The sequence below is a fragment of the Streptococcus sp. oral taxon 431 genome, from assembly GCF_001553685.1.
Lineage (GTDB): Bacteria > Bacillota > Bacilli > Lactobacillales > Streptococcaceae > Streptococcus.
Genome location: NZ_CP014264.1, coordinates 171,635 through 191,908 on the forward strand (window position 1 = coordinate 171,635; position 20,274 = coordinate 191,908).

Here is a 20,274-nt window from a genome sequence, read left to right on the forward strand (position 1 = left end):
CAAAAGGAATTGAAAAATGAGGAAAGCAATCGTACTTGGAGCAGATAATGGATATATGGATAAGGTAGAAACTACTATCAAGTCTGTTTGTGCTCATAACGATAATATAAAATTTTATGTCTTTAATGACGATCTACCTTCGGAATGGTTTCGTATTATGAATCAGCGATTGAAAGCTATTCATTCAGAAATTGTAAATGTAAAGATTTCTGACCACACCCTTAAAAACTACCGTTTGGCGATTAGTTATCTTTCGTACGCAGCTTATTTCCGCTATTTTATAGGAGAATTTGTTGAGGAAGATCGAGCGATTTATCTTGATTCCGATAACGATAGTAACAGGTTGCTTGGATGATTTATTTGCAATCGATTTGGAAGACTATTGGTTGGCAGGAGTAGCAGATTACTTTGACGGAGCCTATACAGGTGGTTTTAACTCAGGTATGATGGTGATTCCTGTTAAAAAGTGGAAGGATAATGATGTATCCACTCAGCTATTACAATTAACAGAACAACATCATCAAACAGTTTTTGGAGATCAAGGGATCTTAAATATCTTGTTCAAGGATAAGTGGAAAAAACTAGGACGCATTTATAATTTTATGGTTGGAATGGACACCTTGGCTCAAGTTGTCAATGACCAATCTTGGTATCAGTCTGCTCTTCCAGATGGTGTTTTTCCTGTAATTATTCACTATACAGGAGAGAAGCCTTGGTATCATCTATCAAAGAATCGTTATCGATCTACGTGGTGGTTTTATAATAGTGTTGACTGGTCAGATATTCTCTTGAGAAAGAACCCAATAAAATCTCAAAAAGCAGGGGATTTTAACACTCTGATTGAACCTCCTCGCTTTCATACTGCAATTTTTACAAATTCATGTGAATTGGAGCAGATTGAAAAACTGTTAACAGAGTTTCCGCAGATACATTTTTCAATCCTTGCCCATACTTCATTTGCTTCATCAGTTATTGATTTGCAACGTTTTACCAATGTATCTGTGTACCCTGGTTTTATTCCTTTCAATTTCGATGAGGTGATGAATAAGCTAGATTTTTATTTGGATATCAATAATGGAAATCAGATTGCTGACATTATCCATAAAGTACATGCATTAGGGAAACCAATTTATTCATTTGATGTTACCAATCATGATGACAGCGGACAGAATAAAGTGTATGCAGTTTCTGAAGTGATGCAAATGATTGAAGATATTAGAAGCCATCTAGCTACAATAGAAAGAAATTAGAAAAATGCATAAAATAATTGCTATGGGAGCCGATAATGGCTACATGAGTAAGGTAGAGACAACGATTAAATCAATAGCTGCCTTTAATGATCAATTCAAGATTTATATATTTAATGATGATCTGCCGTCTGAGTGGTTTCGTGTCATGAATCAGCGGTTAAAGCCCCTTGATTCGGAAGTTATTAATGTAAAGATTTCTGACAATCATCTCCGAAAATATAATTTACCAACGGCGCATTTATCATACGCAGCTTATTTTCGCTTTTTTATTCCAGACATACTGAAGGAAGATAAGGTTTTATATCTTGATTCGGATATTATTGTTAATGGAGATTTAACACCCCTTTTTGCAATAGATCTAGGTGATAGCCCAGTCGCAGCAGTTAGAGATGAATTGCAGCAAACAAATTTCAATTCAGGAGTTTTATTGATAAATAATGCCCATTGGAGAGAGCATGCGATTTCAACAAAATTGTTTGAATTAGCGGATCAGTACCATGAGGTTGAGTTTGGTGATCAAGGAATTTTAAATCGATTTTTTGTAGGGCAATGGAAAGAGCTAGATGTCAATTACAATTTTATGGTTGGAATGGATACTATTGCGACACGTTTTCAAAAAGATGGATGGTATGTAAAAGCGAATCAATATGAGTCAGCGGTTTCTGTTATTCATTATACAGACGGGAAACCATGGTCAGCTATATATAAGAATCGCTTGGGAGATAGATGGTGGTTCTTCTATGCTTTAGATTGGTCAGATATTATCTTGCGGAAAGAGATTATCAGACATGGTTTAGAGGAGCTTACAGAAAAAGAAAAATATCATACTGCAATCTTTACAAATGCTTGCGAGATGGAGCACTTGGAGTTTTTGATAAAAGCACTACCTAATGTTCATTTTCATATTTTGGCTCATACTAGTTTTGCTTCTCAAGTGGTCGATTTACAACGATATTTAAATGTGTCCATTTACCCACAGTTCAATCCTTATAATTTTGAAAATGTTCTTAGTAAAATCGATTTTTATTTAGATATCAATCATTTTAATGAAATTATGAATATCACTCAGGAAATTCATAATTTAGGGAAACCGATCTTTGCTTTTGATAATACCAGTAAGGATCAAACGGGAGAAAGTCAGATTTTTTCTTCGCAAGCTCCTGAAACGATGGTAGTGGCGATAAAAGCTTACCTCAATTCGTTAGATAAATGAGATATTTTTAGTAGATAATCTAATCATCCGCTAGTTCACTTCTTTTATGGAGTCCATGCTTTGATGCTTGTGATTAGAGTTTAGTTTGGAGTTAAAGAATGCTTTACACTTTTAATCTTATGGTTGGTTTAGAACCAAATGGTGTAGATGTTGCTCAAGCATATCGTGGGAAGGTTTTTCGCGACTTGGGCCTCCCTGCCTGTTTTGTTTTTACACAAGTCCCTCCTCGATTTAAATGGGACTATTACCTATCTTTGGGTCATCTTGAGGAAGAAATCCTGTTAGCACATATGTTGTTGACAGATCAGCGTGATATGAGCTTGGGAATCCGTATAGATGATATGAAACAGCTCTTACATTTGACTGCTGAATATAAGGAAAATAATTGTGAATTGATTTTTCAGGAACAAGATGGTATCATTACCATTCTGCATAAAAATAGTCTAAAACCGGATTATGTGGATTATGTAGATTATTATGCATTTGGTCGTTTACTTCGTAGAGAACATTATGGTAAGAAAAAACTGTTCACAGAATTTTTCACAGCAGTGGATGCTGGATTTGGTCTAGTAGCTAGAGTTGTTCGCCGACTGTTTCATAATAGAGATGGTTCAGTAGCCTTTGAAGAGATTAAGAAAGAACCAGGTGAGGATACTGAAGCAGTTTATCGGTGCGGAGCAGAATGGTTCTATAGTGAGTCTGAATTTTTAGAGCGAGTCTTATCAGAGTTGCAGTTTAGTAAAGAGGATCATGTATTTCTTGATCGTATAGGGGGTCTTCCCTTTACATCCCCTCTTTTACGTTTAAAAGGTGAAGCGAAAGTATCCTGTGTTGTGCACTCTATCCATTATTGGGGAGATCAGATTAATTCTGAATATTATTACCTCTTTCAATATGCCGAAGAATTTGATGGTATTTTAGTATCAACGCAAGCACAGAAGGATGAATTGGAAAAACATTTAGCATTACTAGGAAAAACTGGTCAAGTTCGCGTTCTTCCAGTAGCTGCCCTATACCAGTTGCAACTAGCTGATGAACGAAAACCATATTCTGTGATGCTCGCCGCTCGATTTGTACGTCGAAAACGATTAGACCTAGCAATTAAAGCAATCGTTGCTTTTCATGAAATTTGTCCAGACGTCAACTTAGACATATATGGTCAAGGGATGCTGTGGCAGGATATTGAAGCAGAGATTGCCAATCTAGGAGCGCAAGATTATATTCAACTTAAGGGGCATCAGACAATTAAGAATCGCTTCAAAGAGTATGAGCTTTACCTGGCTACCTCGGAATGGGAAACTTTTGGTATAACTTTGTTAGAAGCAATTGGTTCTGGACAAGCTCTTGTTGGTCTAGATGTACCATATGGAAATCAGACCTTTATTCAGGAGGGTAAAAATGGTTATTTAGTTCCTTTTGATGCTCGTTCGGATGAGGAAATTGTGGTTGATTTAACAAAAGCTTTAGAGAAAGCCTTCAAACAAATCAAACAGTTCAGGGAAGGCTCTTATCGCTTGGCTGAAGAATATTTATCAGACTGCATAACAAAACAATGGTATGAATTGTTGACTAGAGAATGGGAATAAAAAAAGAAATGATGTATTATTATCTGACGAGGGAATGGTCTTCAGATGACGATCGCCTAAAAAAAGATTTAGAACTTATGGGGATGGAACTGAAACTATTAACGATTAACAATATTTTTACTAGTTTTTTTTCTAATCATGAAAATTCAAGTCCCTTACACATGACCCAACTTCCCTTACCTCGATTTTGGGAGGTTCTTTCTTCAGGAGATATCATAGCGGAAGGAAATAAAAAAGGGAAGATTTACTGCTATCCTCAGTGGCCACAAATGGTGGAGGTAGTCGAATGGTATGATAACAAAGGTGTTTGTTGTGCAAGAGATCATTACGATTTATCGGGAACTTGTTTTCATAGAGAAATTTGGAGTGGTGGAAAAAAAGAGATAGACATTTATGGTCAGGAAAATCAAGAGCAACTCTATCTTTTTTCATCTCATGATCGTGCACTTTATCGAGAAGCAAATGGTCGGGAACAGGGCTTTTCTTCAATTGATGAAGCAAGAAAACTGATTTTAGATAAACAATTATCTACAGGTGATTGTTTAGTATTATCAGATATAAGCTTACTTAGGGATATGCCTAACCTCTCATCTAATCAGTTAGTATTTTATATGAGAGAAGAGTTATCCGCGAAAGATATTTCATATCTAAAAGAGCGTTGTGGGAAATTACTGACCCGAGATTTGAAATTAAAGACAGACAATATGAATCTTCCCCTGATTTATCTGCCAACGTTTCTTGGTGCCTTTAGGGAGTTTCGTCCGCATATTTTAATTTTGACAGATACGCAAGAACTAGAGCAAATTGAAGTCCTTGTATCTGCCCTACCAGATTTTGAATTTCATATTGCTGCTTTAACAGTAATGGGAGGGCGCCTGCTAGATCTGGATTGTCATGCAAATGTTCATCTCTACCCAGGTCTGTCTAGAGAGATATATGAGAAACTTTTACAAACGTGTAGCATTTATCTGGATATTTCTCATGCGCAGGAAATACTTGATGGCAACCGTGCAGCTCTTGAAAATGGCATGATCCTTTATGCTTTTAAGGAAACGTGCCACCAGCCAGAGTTTTATGCCACTGACCATGTGTTTCCAAGGGATTGTATCGCAGATATGATTGACGAACTATCCCAACTTGCAAATCCAGAAAAATATCAATCTGCTTATGATAAACAAAAGATGAATCCGTACTTAGTGACCAGGGAAGAATTGAAGTTACTTCTTTAAATGACGAATAAATAAGGGAAGTATCGTGAATTCCAAATATGTTTATGGCATCTATTGTTATACTGGGGATAATATAGAAGAATAGTACTAAATAAAATCTAGATCTTGTCCGATATGTATTCGTAGGGTTCAAGTTTACTTTATTCGTTTAAAAATAAATAAGTATTTAATAGATAGGATAATTGAGAAAAGAAAAGGAGAATGGGGTAGTGAGAAGGGCAATCGTACTTGCAGGTGATAATGGTTATATGGAGAAGTTAGAAGTTGCCATAAAATCTATTGTTGCAACAAACAGTCATATTAATTTTTATGTTATCAATGATAATCTTCCTCAGGAGTGGTTCTGGTTGATGAATAATCGCTTAGAGTCTGTTCAGTCAGAAATTCAGAATGTTAAAATTTCTTCCGATCAGATAAAGGGCTATTCCTTGCCTATGGATCATCTTTCTTATGCAACTTTTTATCGCTATTTTATTGGTGAAGTAGTCGCAGAGAATCGAGCTCTTTATATAGATGCAGATATCGTTGTTACAGGCGATTTAACTCCTCTCTTTGAGATGGATTTAGAAGGATATGCTTTAGCAGCTGTAACTGATGGTTTAGATGTGAATAAATTCAATGCAGGTGTTTTACTGATTGATACTGCTCTTTGGAGAGAAGAAAATGTCTGTCAGCAACTATTGGAGTTAACCAATCGTTATCATGAGGAAGAATTTGGTGATCAAGGGATCTTAAATCGACATTTTAAAGGACGCTGGAAAAAATTACCAGAAAAATATAATGTGATGGTTGGTATGGATACCTTTGCTCATACTTTTAATGCTTTTGAGTGGTATGATCGAGCGAATCAGTTAGAAAAGGAAGCGGTTATCATTCATTATGCAGGAGATAAGCCATGGAATCAGTGGAATTTGAATCGTTGTCGCGATATTTGGTGGTTCTATTATGGATTAGAATGGTCTGAAGTCTTACTTAGAAAGAGTGTTCTCAAACATGGGTTTAAGGATCTGGTAAAGAGGCCTCGTTATCATACAGCGATATTCACAAATTCAGCTGCGATGGAACAACTTGAAACTTTGATAGAAGCACTACCTGATGTTCAGTTTGAAATTTTAGCACATACAAATTTTGCACCAGGTGTCATTGCTTTGGAGTCTTATCCAAACGTTTCTCTCTACCCTCGATTTACTCTTTATAACGCTCAGGTAGCGTTAGAGCATATGGATTTTTATCTGGATATTAATTACCATGAAGAAATTTACGATATTATTAACAAGGTAACTGCACTGGAAAAACCTATCTTTTCTTTTGATGTTACCCAACATAGTCATAGTGAGAATGAAAATAATGCTTACTGTTTCAGTGTAGATAAAGTTGAGGATATGATTGCCTCAATCCAGCAATATTTGAAGAACTTAGACTAAAAATTGAATAAAGAGAGAAATAAAAATGGAAAAAATAAGTGTTATTGTCCCTGTTTATATGTCAGAGGCCTATCTTGAAAAATGTTTAGATAGCATTCTTCAACAAACTTATCAAAATCTTGAAGTTATTTTAATCAATGATGGCTCAACTGATGGTTCGGCAACTATTTGTCAGCGATATAAAAATCAAGATGCGCGTGTTAAAGTTTACCATAAGCCAAATGGAGGAGTTGCTTCCAGTCGCAATCGTGCCTTGGAAGCTGTGACAGGTGATTACATTGTCTTTGTTGATAATGATGATTGGCTAGAGTTAGACCATATCCAAAGCCTTTATGATTTATTGAAAAAAACGGATGCAGATATTGCAATTGGTAATTTCACTCAGTTTATTGAAGATCAGGGGAGTTTTTTAATCCATGTAGGTGCAGACAACTATTTTGAACAAGTGTTCAGCCCTTTCGATTGGTTCCATCATCAATATGATGGAAAGTATAATCTTAGTCAATGTTTTACAGTTCCGTGGGCAAAACTCTATAAAGCAGAGCTTTTCAAGGATATTGTCTATCCAACGGATCAGAAGGTAGAGGACGATTATACGACCTATAAGGTTTACCTTCAAGCAGATAAGATAGCCTATATGAATAAAGCCATTTATATTCATAGAAAACGCTCCACAAGTGTGACTAGAACAGTTAATCTTGCAGATGTTTATCCTTTAAAGAGTATTGAAGAGCGTCTGACTATTTTGAATCTGATTGGGGCACCTCAGGAGTTGTTGGATAAGGAAATTCAGGCTTATAAATGGCGATTATCCATTCATGAAGAAGAATCATTGAAACGCGGAGATATGGAAGCTTATCAACAGATTTTGGTGAAAAAAGCTATTGAGAGTAAGCAGCGGTAAGAGTTATAAGTCTTATAGAATAGTTGATTAAAGAAAAATACTTGACATAACTTGTCGTGAAATAATAAAAATTCTCTGAAGTCTTATGACTTCAGAGAATTTTTTCTTATTCTTCATCTGGTGTGAGAATCATCGGAATGATGATTGGTTCACGTTCAGTATTTTCGTAAAGGAATGGTCGAATGGCGTTTACGATAGCGCCATTGACAGACTGGACGCTGGCATCTTTGTTTTTCAATGCGATACGAATGGCATTGAAAAGGATACGTTGGCTTTGGCGAATCAAGTCGCCGGACTCTCTCATGTAGACAAATCCACGGCTGAGAATATCTGGTCCAGATAGAATCATCTGAGACTTGAAGTCAACGGTTGCGACAGCCAGTACAACACCATCTTCAGATAGGTCTCGGCGATCTTTAAGCACAGCTGCACCGATTTCACCGATACGATTACCATCGACGTAGATATCCTGAGCGTTGAAATGACCTGCGATACGGGCAGAATTTGCAGTAAGGGCAAGCACATCACCATTGCTCATGATAAAGATATTGTCCTTCTCAACCCCAGTATCCACCGCTAGTCCAGCGTGGACTTTCTGCATGCGGTATTCACCGTGAACAGGCATGAAGTATTTTGGCTTGATGAGGCGGAGCATGAGTTTTTGCTCTTGCTGACCACCGTGTCCAGATGTATGGATATTGTTAATCTTACCATGGATGACTTCAATACCAGCTTCAGAAATGATGTTAATCAATTTGTTGACGCTAGTGGTGTTTCCTGGAATTGGGCTAGATGAGAAGATAACGGTATCACCAGGTTGGAGTTGCACTTGACGGTGAGTTCCGTTAGCGATACGAGAGAGGGCTGCCATAGGTTCGCCCTGACTACCTGTACAGAGGATAAGGATCTCACCCGCAGGGTAGTCTTTGATTTCATTTGGCTCGATAAAGGTTCCCTTAGGAGCCTTGATGTAACCTAGTTCAATCCCGTTGACAATGGCTTTTTCCATAGAGCGTCCAAAGACAGCAATCTTACGCCCTGTTTTAACAGCAGCATCAGTTGCTTGTTGGAGACGGAAGATATTTGAGGCAAAGGATGCAAAGATGATGCGTCCCTCGATACCTTGGATAATCTTCATGATCGACTGGCCGACAACCTTTTCAGAGTTTGTAAAGGTTGGAACCTCAGCATTGGTCGAGTCAGAGAGCAAACAAAGCACTCCATCTTCACCTAGGGCTGCCATACGGTGCAAGTCTGCAGGTTCACCAACTGGTGTAAAGTCGAACTTGAAGTCACCTGTACAGACGATTTTCCCTTGAGGTGTATGGATGACAATTCCCAATGGCTCTGGAATCGAGTGGGTTGTTCTAAAGAAAGTTGCTTTAAGATTTTTAAAAGTCAACTCCGTGTTGTGGTTGATTTCGTGAAGTGTAGCGTTGCGTAAAAGTCCATGTTCTTCGAGTTTTCCACGGATCAAGGCAAGGGCCAGTGGACCTGCATAGATAGGGATATTGGCTTGCTTAAGCAAGAAAGGAATCCCTCCGATATGGTCCTCGTGTCCGTGTGTAATCAAAAGAGCCTTAACGCGGTCGATATTTTCTACAATGTAGGAGTAATCAGGGATAACGTAGTCGATACCGAGAAGGTCATCCTCTGGGAATTTAATCCCTGCATCAACGATGATGATTTCATCTTGATATTCGATACCATATGTGTTTTTTCCGATTTCTCCTAGACCACCAATGGCAAAAACGCCGACTTCTTCTGGTTTAAGAGTGTAGGCCATATTAGAACTCCGTAATTTCGAATGCGCCAGTTTCTTTTTCGTAGTCTAGCAATTTGTCAGACAAGAGTTCGATAAACTCGATATTATATTCTGGACGATTTTCTTCGACAAGTTGGCGAGCAGCGATACGTCCTTCAAGTTCTGAACTAGCATCGATGTCCAAGTAGAGTGAGCGTGTTGTTTCACGACGTGGGCTGCGTTCTTTTGTTTCTTGATAAAAAATTTTGTAAATCATATGTTTCCTTTCTGCTTTCAGGTCAGCTATATTCAAAAATGCTCAGTTTGAAGCTGGTTTGATTCCAGTTCATTTTTTGTCTTTATTGACCTTGATTCGTTACAATTATCTCAATTATAACATAAAAAGGGGAATTAGTAAAAGCAGGAAACATGAAAGTAAGGAGCTTGAAATGCGTTTCATTTTACCTTGTATAAGTATTTGAAGACATCAGATGCAAGTGCTATAATAAAGTTAGAAAAGAGGTTTTTCCTTATGAAGGAGGGCACGATATGTTTCAACTAGCTATTGTCATTCGTCTTCTGGTCTTTGCGGTATTTGTTGCTTGTGTTTATGGTGGCAATCTACTATTTCTTCGTCTAGAACATAGAAAACTAGCTGTATATTGGAAAATTGTCTTTGTAACACTGTATTCCATTTTCCTTCTTCTGGTGACCTATGTGGTCTGGCTTGTATTTTACTTTGGTTTGAATGCTTAGCTTCAGTTGTTTATTTATATCTGCTGATTGAACGAATGCATATCTTTAAAATAGGTTATAAAAAAATAGCGAACTCAGCTGCACAAAAAATCCACCCCAACTATTAAGATAGGGTGGATTTTTCAAATTCGGTGTCCAATTTTCCCTCAAACGAAGGTCATATTTTCAGGCCTTATCCTTATTTTTACAGTAGTGATTGTTCTGTTCAAAAATAGAGTTGAAGCATAAAAATAAAACAATACAAACAGATAAATCAATTGGCAATGGTATAGTAGTAATGCTTAAATCGTTGAGAATACTGATCAAACTGTAAGAGATGAAGAAAATAAAATTCATCCTTCTATAAATGTATCTTTTATCTAGCATGACTTATCCAAACTTTTTACGGAGATTTTTTCCAATGGTGTAAGCTGCCATAAATAAAGCTATACCAACACCTACACCAAAACCACCCTTGATTTCTTGCAATTCTTTATTAGAAATTTCATGATATTTGTCTAAATCTTTAATCATACTAACCTCCTAAAAACTAACCAGCTGCTAAGCCAGAGCCTACAAGTGCTGTTCCGCCAGCAACAGCTTTCCAAGAAACTGCTACACCAAAGATAACCAAGGGAGCGAGACCACCATCAATATCTGATAATTCATTTTCAGATAGCGATACAAATTGATTGTCAATATTTTCGAAATTTGTCATTGAACTTTCCTCCTTTTTTCTTGTTCACTTTTATATTCGGAAACGAAAAGGAAAAGTTGCAATGTTTTTGAAGATTTCTTTTCACTGTGATTTTTGATACAAAACAAAGAAAATTCCCATGTGCCTTCTTTTGTAGTATAATAGTAAGCAGACAAAAAGATAGGAATGTGTTATGAAAGTATTAGCTTTTGATACGTCCAGCAAGGCTCTTTCTCTAGCTATTTTAGAGGACAAGCAGCTTCTTGCCGATACGACTATTAATATCAAGAAAAATCACAGTATCACTCTGATGCCTGCTATCGATTTTTTGATGGCAAGTTTGGATTTGACACCCAAGGATTTGGATCGAATCGTAGTGGCAGAGGGGCCAGGTAGCTACACAGGTTTGCGAATCGCAGTAGCGACTGCCAAGACTTTGGCTCATACTCTGAACATCGAGTTAGTTGGCATGTCTAGCCTCTTGGCTCTGGTGCCTTACCAACAAGAAGGTTTGTTCGTCCCCTTGATGGATGCGCGTCGCAATAATGTGTATGCAGGATTTTATGAAAATGCCAAACCTGTCATGCCAGAAGCGCACCTATCTTTTGCGGAAGTTTTAGAGCAAGTCAAGGATGCTGAACAAGTCACTTTTGTCGGTGAAGTGGGAGCCTTTGTGGAACAAATCCAAGAACAACTGCCACAGGCTAATTACCAAGAAACCTTACCAAACGCAGCGAATCTTGCTCTTTGGGCCTGGGACAAGGAAGCAGACTCCTTGCATGATTTTGTGCCGAATTACCTTAAGCGTGTCGAAGCTGAGGAAAACTGGCTCAAGAATCACACCGAGTCTGGCGAGTCTTACATTAAACGCCTATGATAGAGATTAAACGAATCCAACAGCGACCTGACTTGGCCCAAGCCATCTACGCTGTTATGGTAGATGTGTATCCAGTCAGCCCTTGGACTCTGGAACAAATCCAAGCAGACCTGTCCCAAGACCAGACCTGGTATGCTCTAGCTTATGATGGGGAAGAAGTGATTGGTTTTTTAGCTCTTCAGGAGAATCTCTTTGAAGCAGAAGTCTTGCAAATCGCTGTCAAAGAAGCCTATCAGGGTCAGGGAATTGCGTCAGCCTTGTTTGCGACATTGCCGACAGATAAGGAGATTTTCCTCGAAGTCAGGAAGTCAAATCACATAGCGCAAGCATTTTACAAGAAAGAAAAGATGGCGATCATCGCTGAGCGCAAGGCCTACTACCATGATCCAGTTGAGGATGCCATTATCATGAAGAGAGAAATAGATGAAGGATAGATATATTTTAGCATTTGAAACATCCTGTGATGAGACTAGTGTCGCCGTCTTAAAAAACGACGACGAGCTCTTATCCAATGTCATTGCTAGTCAAATTGAGAGTCACAAACGTTTTGGTGGCGTAGTTCCAGAAGTAGCCAGTCGTCACCACGTCGAGGTCATTACAGCCTGTATCGAGGAGGCACTGGTAGAAGCAGGGATTAGCGAAGAAGATGTGACAGCAGTTGCGGTTACCTATGGTCCTGGCTTAGTCGGAGCCTTGCTAGTTGGTTTGTCAGCTGCCAAGGCCTTTGCTTGGGCACATGGATTACCTCTAATTCCCGTTAATCACATGGCTGGCCACCTCATGGCAGCCCAGAGTGTCGAACCTTTGGAGTTTCCCTTGCTGGCCCTTTTAGTCAGTGGTGGACATACTGAGTTGGTCTATGTTTCTGAGGCTGGAGATTATAAGATAGTTGGAGAAACACGTGATGATGCGGTTGGTGAGGCCTACGATAAGGTCGGTCGAGTCATGGGCTTGACCTATCCAGCAGGTCGGGAGATTGACGAGTTGGCCCATCAAGGTCAGGATGTTTATGATTTCCCTCGTGCTATGATTAAGGAGGATAATCTGGAATTTTCATTCTCAGGTTTGAAGTCTGCCTTTATCAATCTTCACCACAATGCCGAGCAAAAGGGAGAAAACTTGTCCACAGAGGACTTGTGTGCCTCCTTCCAAGCAGCAGTGATGGATATTCTTATGGCCAAAACTAAGAAGGCTTTGGAGAAATACCCTGTTAAAACCCTTGTCGTGGCTGGTGGTGTAGCAGCTAATAAAGGTCTCAGAGAACGCCTAGCAGCTGAAATCACAGACGTCAAGGTTATTATTCCACCTCTGCGACTTTGCGGAGACAATGCGGGTATGATTGCTTATGCTAGTGTTAGCGAGTGGAATAAAGAAAACTTTGCAGGCTTGGAGCTAAATGCCAAGCCAAGTCTCGCTTTTGATACCATAGAATAAAGAGTCAGCTTTAGGCTGGCTTTTTTGCTAAAATATTTTATAATATATTAAAAAAGTAAAAGTTTTTACGAATAGAATAGTAAAGGGAATCTTAAAAAAGGGAGTTTGACCATGATTGAAAAACAGGAATTAGGAGAATTTTACAAGGAATTGCGCCTAGCTAGAAAGCTTAAGCAGTCAGACGTAGCTTGTGCTGGACTAACAGCCTCTCAGCTATCCAAGTTTGAACTAGGGCAGTCCATGTTGTCTGCAGATAAGCTTATATTAGCTATTCAAGGGATAAATATGACCTTTGATGAGTTTGGGCACAAACTCAACAACTACCAAGAATCTCCACATATGCGAATTGGTAGAAGGATTGTGGATCGCTTTGCCCATCAAGATATCGCTGGTTTAGAGCAACTGTTAGAGGAAGTCGAGCAAGAACAGATGGCGCAGACCTATCGTCGTTTGAATGCTATTGTGATCAAAGATGCTATCCATTCCTTGGATAAAAACTATCCGCTAGAAGAAGAGGATAGTGAGTTTTTGACTAGCTACCTCTATGCTATTGAGTCTTGGACCTGGTTTGAACTCTATATCTTTTGCAATACTATGCCTTTTTTGAGCAACCAAGATTTGATCTTTTTATCAACCTCCTTACTCGAAAAATCTAAGGAATTTAAAGAGTTAGTCCACAATCGACTGTATATGAAAAGTGGCTATCTCAATATCATCTCAGAGTTCATGGAGCGCAAACTTTTCTCCTACATTCCAATCTTTGAAGCTGAGTTGGAGAGTATGCTCCGTCCGTATGATGTTTTTGAGAAAGTATCATGGCAATTTTTAAAGAAATTGAGTGTTTTCCTTCAAACAAAGGGAAGTAATCGAAAAGAGATTGAACACTTTATCCAATCTCTGCAAATATTAGAAAATCCACAATTAACAGCCCTTTTTGAATTACGCTTCCAGCAGTACAAAGCACTTATCGATTAGTTAGAAATCGCAAATGTGAAATTCCTATCAGAAAAAATGTCAAATATGCGATTTTTTAAAATATGGAATTTTTCGTGTTATACTGTCTTCATTCCATAGTATAGGAGAAAAAAGAATGAAAAAGATCATCTCACGCTACTACTTTTTTGTAGCCATTCTACTTGTCATTGCTTACCAGGAGTTCAGTAGTCTAATTTTATACAGTGACTTTGCTGCTAGTCTATCTGGGTTTGCATTTTATCTGTCGGATATGATGTTGAATTTTCTTGTGGTTTTATTTGCTCTTCTTGCTATGATTTGGTCAGGAAGATGGCAACAAATCAACAGTAGAAAATTTAAAGGGACCTATCTTTTCTATTCCTTTTTAGCTTTTCTTGCTTTATTTATTTGGAATTTCGTTACATTTTTTCTATTTCCACCTACTCAAAATGGCCTTGCTTACCAACTCGCTGCTCCGACTTTTACAGGCGCTACGGCATTTTTGATGTATTTTTTCTATCCTGTGATTGCAGGTCCCATTTTTGAAGAGATGATTTATCGTGGATTGGTGATGACCGCTTTGGAAAAAGGGAAAAAATGGGGACTGGATGTGCTTGGTTCTGCTGCTTTATTTGGAATTTTGCATATCAGTAATTATGGTTGGGTCTTGACAGACTTTTTCGTATATATGGGCGGTGGTATTATATTTGCGGTCTTGTTTAGAGTGACAAAGTCTATTTATTGGCCTATTGGACTGCATATAGTCTATAACGGTATCGGGCATATACTCCCGTTGCTGTTTTAGAGGATTTTGAGAATCATAAATCAAGGGAAGAATCCTCGTCGTGGTGCTTTTGCTTGGGTTGTAGATCCAACAGATGAGTTGTTTAAGCGTAGTAGAAGATAGGATACTATAGGAGTTGATTAAATGAAGAAAATGAAAGAAATGAAATTTCACCTAGCAACTGGCTTGTTACTTTTGACCTATTACCTCATTTTTAATGTCATACCAGACTTAGATTTTACTGTGGCTTTGTCTGATGAGATCTACTATGTGTTCCAGGTTTTATTGGTACTTATTCTGGGAACTGTATCTACAATTATTTTTGTCAAAAGTGAACATTGGAAAGAGTATGGTCGTTTCCAGTTTCGTTGGTCTTACCTAGGTGTTTTCTTTCTTTCTTTTTTCTTATTATTTGTGTGGGCAAATCTAGCAACTCGTATCTTTCCTCGTACGCAAAATGGAAGTACGGTAGTGGAATTAGCCACCAGTTTGACAGGAATTAGCTATTTTATTACGCGTGTACTTTACGGTAGCCTTATCGCACCTGTAGCAGAAGAAATCGTGTGTCGTGGTTTTTTGATGACAAGCCTGTCTAAATTTAAAAACTACTATATTGATGTTCTTGTTTCTGCTGCCATATTTGGCGCTATGCATGTTTTACAGCATGGTTGGATAACGACGGATTTCATACTCTACTTTGTAATGGGCTTGATATTTTGCATGATGTTTCGATATACACGATCTATTTATTGGGCCATAGCTTTACATGCTTCATGGAATATCTTCTTAATCATTGTCAGTTTATTGGTGTTTGGATTTTAGAAGGGTAATATATGAAAAAGATCATCTCACGCTACTACTTTTTTGTAGCCATTCTACTTGTCAATGCTTACCAGTACTTCAGTGGTCTAATTTTACACAGCGACTTTGCTGCTAGCCTATCTGACTTTAGCTATTATTTTTCGGATATGATGCTGCATTTTCTTGTAGTTCTATTTGCTACGATTGTAATGATTTGGTCAGGAAAATGGCAAAAAATCAATAGTAGAAAATTTAAAGGGTCCTATCTTTTCTATTCTTTTTTAGCTCTTCTTGCTTTTTTGGTCTGGAATTTCATTACATTTTTTATTTTCCCATCTACCCAAAATGAAATTTCTTATCAACTGGATCTTCCTACTTTTACAGGCGCTACGGCATTTTTGATGTATTTTTTCTATCCTGTGATTGCAGGTCCCATTTTTGAAGAGATGATCTATCGTGGATTGGTGATGACCGCTTTGGAAAAAGGGAAGAAATGGGGACTGGATGTACTTGGTTCGGCTGCTTTATTTGGAATTCTGCATATCAGTAATCATGGTTGGGTTCTGACAGACTTTTTCGTATATATGGGTGGCGGTCTAATAATGGGAGTCTTTTTTAGAGTGACAAAGTCTATTTATTGGCCTATTGGATTGCATATAGTCAATAACGCCATTCCTCAAATTCTACCATTGTTGTTTTAGAGGTTTTTAAGAATCATAAATCAAGGGATGAGTCCTAATCGTAGTGCTTATGATTGGATGAGATGGATTTGGGGAAGTTTAGCTGGAAGATGGTGTAACTAAAACTTTAAAGGATCAATGATGAAAAGGAAAGAAACGAAATTTTACTTGACAACTGTTTTGATCATAGCCACCTATTACTTAATTTTTAATTTTGTAGCAAGGTTAGAATTTGTTAATCAATTATCAGATTCTGGGTTTTATGGCTTGCAAATTTTATTGATAGTTCTTGAGGGGATTACTGCTACTGTGGTTCTTGTAAAGAGTCAAGGTTGGAAAGAATGCGGTCGTTACCAGTTTCGTTGGGCTTATCTGGGTGTCTTCTTTCTTTTCTTTATACTGATGTTTGTGTGGGTAAATATAACGACTCTGATTTTTCCTAGCACGCAAAATGGGAGCGAAATGATGAAAGAAGTTGCCAATTTGACAGGAATTAGCTACTTTATAATGCGCATTCTCTATGGCAGTCTCATTGCTCCTATCGTTGAAGAGTTGGTTTTTCGTGGGCTTCTAATGACAGCGTTGTCCAAATTTAAAAAGTATTATGTTGATGTCGTCGTTTCCTCCACACTCTTTAGTCTCATCCATGTTTTACAATATGGATGGGTGTTAACAGACTTCATCGTTTATGCAGGTGCAGGTCTGTTACTCTCTATGCTATTTCGTTATACTCATTCAGTGTATTGGTCAATGGCTTTTCATATCTTGTGGAATACATTTTTAATCATTGCCAGTTTATTGGTATTTGGGTACTAAATCTAAAATAGTTTATAAGTTGCATCGTAAGACTGGCCTCCCAGTCTTTTTCTGTTCTTGTCAATCAGCAGACTTTGTTCTATTTTACGAATATGTTATAATAATGTTTGCTGTGACTGTTTGAAAAGCAGTTGCTGAAGGAATGATTAGTGAGGAAGTTTATGAAAGAAAAAGGATTTTGGGAAGGTGTGCAGGCAGCCATGCCGACGGCTCTGGGTTATGTTAGTATTGGCCTTGCCTGTGGGATTATCGGTTCGCCCTATGTGACACCAGTAGAAATGGGCCTAATGAGTCTCTTTGTCTATGCTGGAAGTGCCCAGTTTGCTATGATAGCCTTGATAGCAGTTCAAGCCCCTGTGGCAGCTATTGCTATGACGGTCTTTTTGATTAATCTGCGTCTCTTTTTGTTGAGCTTACATGCGTCGACTTATTTCCGTCATACCAGTCTTTGGCAAAACATCGGTATGTCTAGCCTCTTGACTGATGAGACCTATGGCGTTTTGATGGGCGAGTTGGTGCATACGGATAAGGTTAACCCCATGTGGATGCACGGGAACAACCTTAACAGCTATCTAGCCTGGTTTGTCGGAACTGTTGTCGGAACTGCTCTAGGTGGACTTCTACCAAATCCAGAAATTTTTGGCTTAGATTTTGCCCTAGTGGGGATGTTTATTGGGATTTTTACTTCCCAGTTTCAGATTATGCAAAAACGGATTCCTTTGCGCAATCTCTTCATAATTTTAGCAGTTGTAGCTGTATCTTTCTTTTTGCTCTTGACGGTGGTGTCTCAGTCATTAGCTGTCTTGTTTGCGACCTTGCTAGGTTGTACCATGGGGGTGGTTTTGGATGGTCAGTAAGTATATTTTAGTAGCAATTGTCTTTTCTGGCTTGGTGACCTGGATTCCAAGAATGATTCCTTTTATCCTAGCCAAGTACAAGGGTTTGCCACCTATTGTCGAGCGCTTTTTGAAATTTCTACCAGTTTCTATTATCTTTGCCTTGATTCTTTCAAGTGTTGTGGCAGGAAAAGTTGGAAGCCTTCCACAGATAAAGTGGTTAGACTTTTTAGCAGTCTTTCCAACGGCTTTTGTAGCCTTTCGCTATCGCAATCTGGTAGGGACTGTTCTCTTTGGGGTGGTCTTGATAGCAGTCCTACGTTTGGTCTTTTAATCAGCCATAAAGAAAACCTATCACAAATATAGAAATCATATAATAGCGTAATTCCTTTTTTTCTGTTAAGATAAGATTGTATTCTATTTTGGAGGAAATATCATGAAAAAAATCGTTAAATATTCATCACTTGCTGCCCTAGGGCTTGTAGCCGCAGGTGTATTGGCAGCTTGCTCAGGTGGTGAAAAGAAAGAGGCAGCATCTGGTGAAGCAACATCTGATAAGAAAGAAATCGTTGTAGCAACTAACGCGTCACCAAAACCATTTAACTATGAAGAAAACGGTGAGTTAACTGGTTTTGAGATTGAGGTCGTTCGCGCCATCTTTAAAGACTCAGACAAGTATACTGTCAAGTTTGAAAAGACAGAATGGTCAGGTATATTTGCAGGTCTTGACGCAGATCGTTACCAAATGGCAGTTAACAACATCAGCTACACTAAAGAACGTGCAGAAAAGTACCTTTACGCAGCACCAACTGCTAAAAACCCTAATGTTCTCGTAGTTAAGAAAGATGATAACAGTATCAAGTCGCTTGATGATATCGGTGGAAAATCTACTGAAGTCGTTCAAGGAACAACATCAGCTAAACAATTGGAAGAATACAACAAACAACACGCAGATAACCCAACTGTCCTTAACTACACAAAAGCTGACTTCCAACAAATCATGGGACGCTTGAGCGATGGCCAGTTTGACTACAAGATTTTTGATAAAATCGGTGTAGAAACAGTTATCAAAAACCAAGGTTTGGATAACTTGAAAGTCATCGAACTTCCAAGCGACCAACAACCTTACGTTTACCCACTTCTTGCCAAAGGTCAAGATGAATTGAAATCATTTGTTGACAAACGCATCCAAGAACTATACAAAGACGGAACTCTTGAAAAATTATCTCAACAATTCTTTGGTGGTTCTTACCTCCCAGCAGAAGCTGATATTAAATAAGTTTGTAAATCATCCATTCTCTCGTAGGTGGATGATTTTGTCCTCTTTGAGTATATAGTTTTAAACTATAAGTCTACCTATCTTAAAACAATTTGCTAAATCAAATAAAGTATGAGATACTATTACAGTATTATTTTTAAAGGAGAACGAATCATGAAAATCAAAAAATGGTTAGGCGTAGCAGCTATCGCTACAGTAGCAGGACTTGCACTTGCAGCTTGCGGAAATTCAGAAAAGAAAGCAGACAATGCAACTACAGTTAAAATTGCGACTGTTAACCGTAGCGGTTCAGAAGAAGCACGCTGGGACAAAGTTCAAGAATTGGTTGAAAAAGACGGAATTAAATTGGAATTCACAGAGTTTACAGACTACTCACAACCAAACAAAGCAACTGCTGATGGTGAAGTAGACTTGAACGCTTTCCAACACTATAACTTCTTGAACAACTGGAACAAAGAAAACGGTAAAGATCTTGTAGCGATTGCAGATACTTATATCTCACCAATCCGCCTTTACTCAGGTAAAAACGGAGAAGAAAACAAGTACACTAAAGTGGAAGAAATCCCAGCAAACGGAGAAATCGCTGTACCTAACGATGCTACTAACGAAAGTCGTGCTCTTTACCTTCTTCAATCAGCTGGTTTGATCAAATTGGACGTTTCAGGAACTGCGCTTGCGACAATCGCAAACATCACAGAAAATCCAAAGAACTTGAAAATTACTGAATTAGACGCAAGTCAAACAGCTCGTTCATTGTCATCCGTTGATGCGGCTGTTGTCAACAACACTTTTGTTACAGAAGCAAAATTGGACTACAAGAAAGCACTCTTTAAAGAGCAAGCTGACGAAAACTCAAAACAATGGTACAACATCATCGTTGCGAAAAAAGATTGGGAATCATCACCTAAAGCTGATGCAATCAAGAAAATTATCGCAGCTTACCACACTGATGAAGTGAAAAAAGTTATCGAAGAAACTTCAGACGGCTTGGATCAACCAGTTTGGTAATAAACACAGGGAGGTGGGAGAGA

At 38.3% G+C, this 20,274-nt stretch carries 22 protein-coding genes and 1 pseudogene; 19 read left to right on the forward strand and 4 right to left on the reverse strand.

From position 1 onward, the window contains the following. Positions 1-16 precede the first annotated feature (16 nt). From AXE83_RS00885 to AXE83_RS00910, 6 genes and pseudogenes are all read left to right on the forward strand, one after another. A pseudogene (locus AXE83_RS00885) lies at positions 17-1,250 on the forward strand (glycosyltransferase family 8 protein). Positions 1,251-1,254: 4 nt separating this feature from the next. Next, positions 1,255-2,463 (forward strand): glycosyltransferase family 8 protein, encoded by a 1,209-nt coding sequence (locus AXE83_RS00890; RefSeq protein WP_060955072.1) that lies wholly within the window; start codon positions 1,255-1,257, stop codon positions 2,461-2,463. A 98-nt stretch (positions 2,464-2,561) separates the two neighbouring features. Continuing rightward, on the forward strand, positions 2,562-4,049 hold the full coding sequence (locus tag AXE83_RS00895; RefSeq protein ID WP_060955073.1) for a glycosyltransferase: 1,488 nt from the start codon (positions 2,562-2,564) through the stop codon (positions 4,047-4,049). A gap of 8 nt (positions 4,050-4,057) precedes the next feature. Beyond that, positions 4,058-5,278 (forward strand): hypothetical protein, encoded by a 1,221-nt coding sequence (locus tag AXE83_RS00900; RefSeq protein ID WP_060956344.1) that lies wholly within the window; start codon positions 4,058-4,060, stop codon positions 5,276-5,278. Positions 5,279-5,487: 209 nt separating this feature from the next. Further along, positions 5,488-6,702 (forward strand): glycosyltransferase, encoded by a 1,215-nt coding sequence (locus tag AXE83_RS00905; protein ID WP_060955074.1) that lies wholly within the window; start codon positions 5,488-5,490, stop codon positions 6,700-6,702. A gap of 25 nt (positions 6,703-6,727) precedes the next feature. Then, on the forward strand, positions 6,728-7,606 hold the full coding sequence (locus tag AXE83_RS00910; protein ID WP_060955075.1) for a glycosyltransferase family 2 protein: 879 nt from the start codon (positions 6,728-6,730) through the stop codon (positions 7,604-7,606). Positions 7,607-7,712: 106 nt separating this feature from the next. Here the strand turns inward: AXE83_RS00910 and rnjA are convergent, their stop codons facing one another. Both rnjA and AXE83_RS00920 read right to left on the reverse strand, forming a co-directional pair. After that, on the reverse strand, positions 7,713-9,392 hold the full coding sequence (gene rnjA, locus AXE83_RS00915) for a ribonuclease J1 (RefSeq protein WP_060955076.1): 1,680 nt from the start codon (positions 9,390-9,392) through the stop codon (positions 7,713-7,715). A gap of 1 nt (position 9,393) precedes the next feature. Next, entirely contained in the window at positions 9,394-9,627 is a 234-nt protein-coding gene (locus AXE83_RS00920; RefSeq protein ID WP_060955077.1) for a DNA-dependent RNA polymerase subunit epsilon, read from the reverse strand. Positions 9,628-9,899: 272 nt separating this feature from the next. On the opposite strand from AXE83_RS00920, the gene AXE83_RS00925 reads away from it, so the two are divergent. After that, positions 9,900-10,106, forward strand: coding sequence for a hypothetical protein (locus AXE83_RS00925; protein WP_060955078.1), 207 nt, complete (start codon positions 9,900-9,902; stop codon positions 10,104-10,106). Between the two features lie 369 nt (positions 10,107-10,475). Here AXE83_RS00925 and AXE83_RS00930 read toward each other — a convergent pair whose 3' ends face one another. Beyond that, positions 10,476-10,619 carry a bacteriocin gene (locus AXE83_RS00930; protein ID WP_060955079.1) on the reverse strand — a complete coding sequence of 48 codons (144 nt, stop codon included), beginning with the start codon at positions 10,617-10,619 and terminating at the stop codon, positions 10,476-10,478. 16 nt (positions 10,620-10,635) lie between these two features. Further along, complete coding sequence (locus AXE83_RS00935; protein ID WP_060955080.1) at positions 10,636-10,803, reverse strand: class IIb bacteriocin, lactobin A/cerein 7B family; 168 nt, start codon at positions 10,801-10,803, stop codon at positions 10,636-10,638. A gap of 172 nt (positions 10,804-10,975) precedes the next feature. Between AXE83_RS00935 and tsaB the strand changes: the two genes are divergently transcribed. The 12 genes from tsaB (at position 10,976) to AXE83_RS00995 (ending at position 20,251) form a co-directional block, all read left to right on the forward strand. Beyond that, the gene (gene tsaB / locus AXE83_RS00940; protein ID WP_060955081.1) at positions 10,976-11,659 is read left to right on the forward strand and encodes a tRNA (adenosine(37)-N6)-threonylcarbamoyltransferase complex dimerization subunit type 1 TsaB; all 684 of its coding nucleotides are present in this window, start codon (positions 10,976-10,978) and stop codon (positions 11,657-11,659) included. Then, positions 11,656-12,093, forward strand: coding sequence for a ribosomal protein S18-alanine N-acetyltransferase (rimI, locus tag AXE83_RS00945; RefSeq protein ID WP_060955082.1), 438 nt, complete (start codon positions 11,656-11,658; stop codon positions 12,091-12,093). The genes tsaB and rimI overlap by 4 nt, the downstream gene beginning before the upstream one ends. Further along, entirely contained in the window at positions 12,083-13,093 is a 1,011-nt protein-coding gene (gene tsaD, locus AXE83_RS00950; protein ID WP_060955083.1) for a tRNA (adenosine(37)-N6)-threonylcarbamoyltransferase complex transferase subunit TsaD, read from the forward strand. Before rimI ends, tsaD begins: the two co-directional genes overlap by 11 nt. A gap of 111 nt (positions 13,094-13,204) precedes the next feature. Then, the gene (locus tag AXE83_RS00955; protein WP_060955084.1) at positions 13,205-14,068 is read left to right on the forward strand and encodes an XRE/MutR family transcriptional regulator; all 864 of its coding nucleotides are present in this window, start codon (positions 13,205-13,207) and stop codon (positions 14,066-14,068) included. A gap of 115 nt (positions 14,069-14,183) precedes the next feature. Continuing rightward, on the forward strand, positions 14,184-14,852 hold the full coding sequence (locus tag AXE83_RS00960; RefSeq protein WP_060955085.1) for a CPBP family intramembrane glutamic endopeptidase: 669 nt from the start codon (positions 14,184-14,186) through the stop codon (positions 14,850-14,852). A gap of 123 nt (positions 14,853-14,975) precedes the next feature. Beyond that, entirely contained in the window at positions 14,976-15,653 is a 678-nt protein-coding gene (locus AXE83_RS00965; protein ID WP_060955086.1) for a CPBP family intramembrane glutamic endopeptidase, read from the forward strand. An 11-nt stretch (positions 15,654-15,664) separates the two neighbouring features. Further along, the gene (locus AXE83_RS00970) at positions 15,665-16,333 is read left to right on the forward strand and encodes a CPBP family intramembrane glutamic endopeptidase (RefSeq protein ID WP_060955087.1); all 669 of its coding nucleotides are present in this window, start codon (positions 15,665-15,667) and stop codon (positions 16,331-16,333) included. Between the two features lie 120 nt (positions 16,334-16,453). After that, complete coding sequence (locus tag AXE83_RS00975; protein ID WP_083500961.1) at positions 16,454-17,128, forward strand: CPBP family intramembrane glutamic endopeptidase; 675 nt, start codon at positions 16,454-16,456, stop codon at positions 17,126-17,128. Between the two features lie 161 nt (positions 17,129-17,289). After that, complete coding sequence (locus AXE83_RS00980; RefSeq protein WP_148130252.1) at positions 17,290-17,985, forward strand: AzlC family ABC transporter permease; 696 nt, start codon at positions 17,290-17,292, stop codon at positions 17,983-17,985. Further along, positions 17,975-18,298 (forward strand): AzlD domain-containing protein, encoded by a 324-nt coding sequence (locus AXE83_RS00985; protein ID WP_060955089.1) that lies wholly within the window; start codon positions 17,975-17,977, stop codon positions 18,296-18,298. Before AXE83_RS00980 ends, AXE83_RS00985 begins: the two co-directional genes overlap by 11 nt. A 102-nt stretch (positions 18,299-18,400) precedes the next feature. Beyond that, positions 18,401-19,243 carry an amino acid ABC transporter substrate-binding protein gene (locus tag AXE83_RS00990; RefSeq protein WP_060955090.1) on the forward strand — a complete coding sequence of 281 codons (843 nt, stop codon included), beginning with the start codon at positions 18,401-18,403 and terminating at the stop codon, positions 19,241-19,243. 153 nt (positions 19,244-19,396) lie between these two features. Continuing rightward, complete coding sequence (locus tag AXE83_RS00995) at positions 19,397-20,251, forward strand: MetQ/NlpA family ABC transporter substrate-binding protein (protein WP_060955091.1); 855 nt, start codon at positions 19,397-19,399, stop codon at positions 20,249-20,251. Positions 20,252-20,274: the final 23 nt, after the last annotated feature.

Bases quoted from the DNA above. Each gene is read 5' to 3' on its own strand.
- AXE83_RS00980 (WP_148130252.1), top strand. From the start codon at position 17,290: ATGAAAGAAAAAGGATTTTGGGAAGGTGTGCAGGCAGCCATGCCGACG.
- tsaB (WP_060955081.1), top strand. From the start codon at position 10,976: ATGAAAGTATTAGCTTTTGATACGTCCAGCAAGGCTCTTTCTCTAGCT.
- AXE83_RS00935 (WP_060955080.1), bottom strand. From the start codon at position 10,803: ATGACAAATTTCGAAAATATTGACAATCAATTTGTATCGCTATCTGAA.
- AXE83_RS00995 (WP_060955091.1), top strand. From the start codon at position 19,397: ATGAAAATCAAAAAATGGTTAGGCGTAGCAGCTATCGCTACAGTAGCA.
- tsaD (WP_060955083.1), top strand. From the start codon at position 12,083: ATGAAGGATAGATATATTTTAGCATTTGAAACATCCTGTGATGAGACT.
- AXE83_RS00975 (WP_083500961.1), top strand. From the start codon at position 16,454: ATGAAAAGGAAAGAAACGAAATTTTACTTGACAACTGTTTTGATCATA.
- AXE83_RS00910 (WP_060955075.1), top strand. From the start codon at position 6,728: ATGGAAAAAATAAGTGTTATTGTCCCTGTTTATATGTCAGAGGCCTAT.
- rnjA (WP_060955076.1), bottom strand. From the start codon at position 9,392: ATGGCCTACACTCTTAAACCAGAAGAAGTCGGCGTTTTTGCCATTGGT.
- AXE83_RS00985 (WP_060955089.1), top strand. From the start codon at position 17,975: ATGGTCAGTAAGTATATTTTAGTAGCAATTGTCTTTTCTGGCTTGGTG.
- AXE83_RS00925 (WP_060955078.1), top strand. From the start codon at position 9,900: ATGTTTCAACTAGCTATTGTCATTCGTCTTCTGGTCTTTGCGGTATTT.
- AXE83_RS00900 (WP_060956344.1), top strand. From the start codon at position 4,058: ATGATGTATTATTATCTGACGAGGGAATGGTCTTCAGATGACGATCGC.
- AXE83_RS00930 (WP_060955079.1), bottom strand. From the start codon at position 10,619: ATGATTAAAGATTTAGACAAATATCATGAAATTTCTAATAAAGAATTG.
- AXE83_RS00970 (WP_060955087.1), top strand. From the start codon at position 15,665: ATGAAAAAGATCATCTCACGCTACTACTTTTTTGTAGCCATTCTACTT.
- AXE83_RS00965 (WP_060955086.1), top strand. From the start codon at position 14,976: ATGAAGAAAATGAAAGAAATGAAATTTCACCTAGCAACTGGCTTGTTA.
- AXE83_RS00895 (WP_060955073.1), top strand. From the start codon at position 2,562: ATGCTTTACACTTTTAATCTTATGGTTGGTTTAGAACCAAATGGTGTA.
- AXE83_RS00920 (WP_060955077.1), bottom strand. From the start codon at position 9,627: ATGATTTACAAAATTTTTTATCAAGAAACAAAAGAACGCAGCCCACGT.
- AXE83_RS00990 (WP_060955090.1), top strand. From the start codon at position 18,401: ATGAAAAAAATCGTTAAATATTCATCACTTGCTGCCCTAGGGCTTGTA.
- AXE83_RS00960 (WP_060955085.1), top strand. From the start codon at position 14,184: ATGAAAAAGATCATCTCACGCTACTACTTTTTTGTAGCCATTCTACTT.
- AXE83_RS00890 (WP_060955072.1), top strand. From the start codon at position 1,255: ATGCATAAAATAATTGCTATGGGAGCCGATAATGGCTACATGAGTAAG.
- AXE83_RS00955 (WP_060955084.1), top strand. From the start codon at position 13,205: ATGATTGAAAAACAGGAATTAGGAGAATTTTACAAGGAATTGCGCCTA.
- rimI (WP_060955082.1), top strand. From the start codon at position 11,656: ATGATAGAGATTAAACGAATCCAACAGCGACCTGACTTGGCCCAAGCC.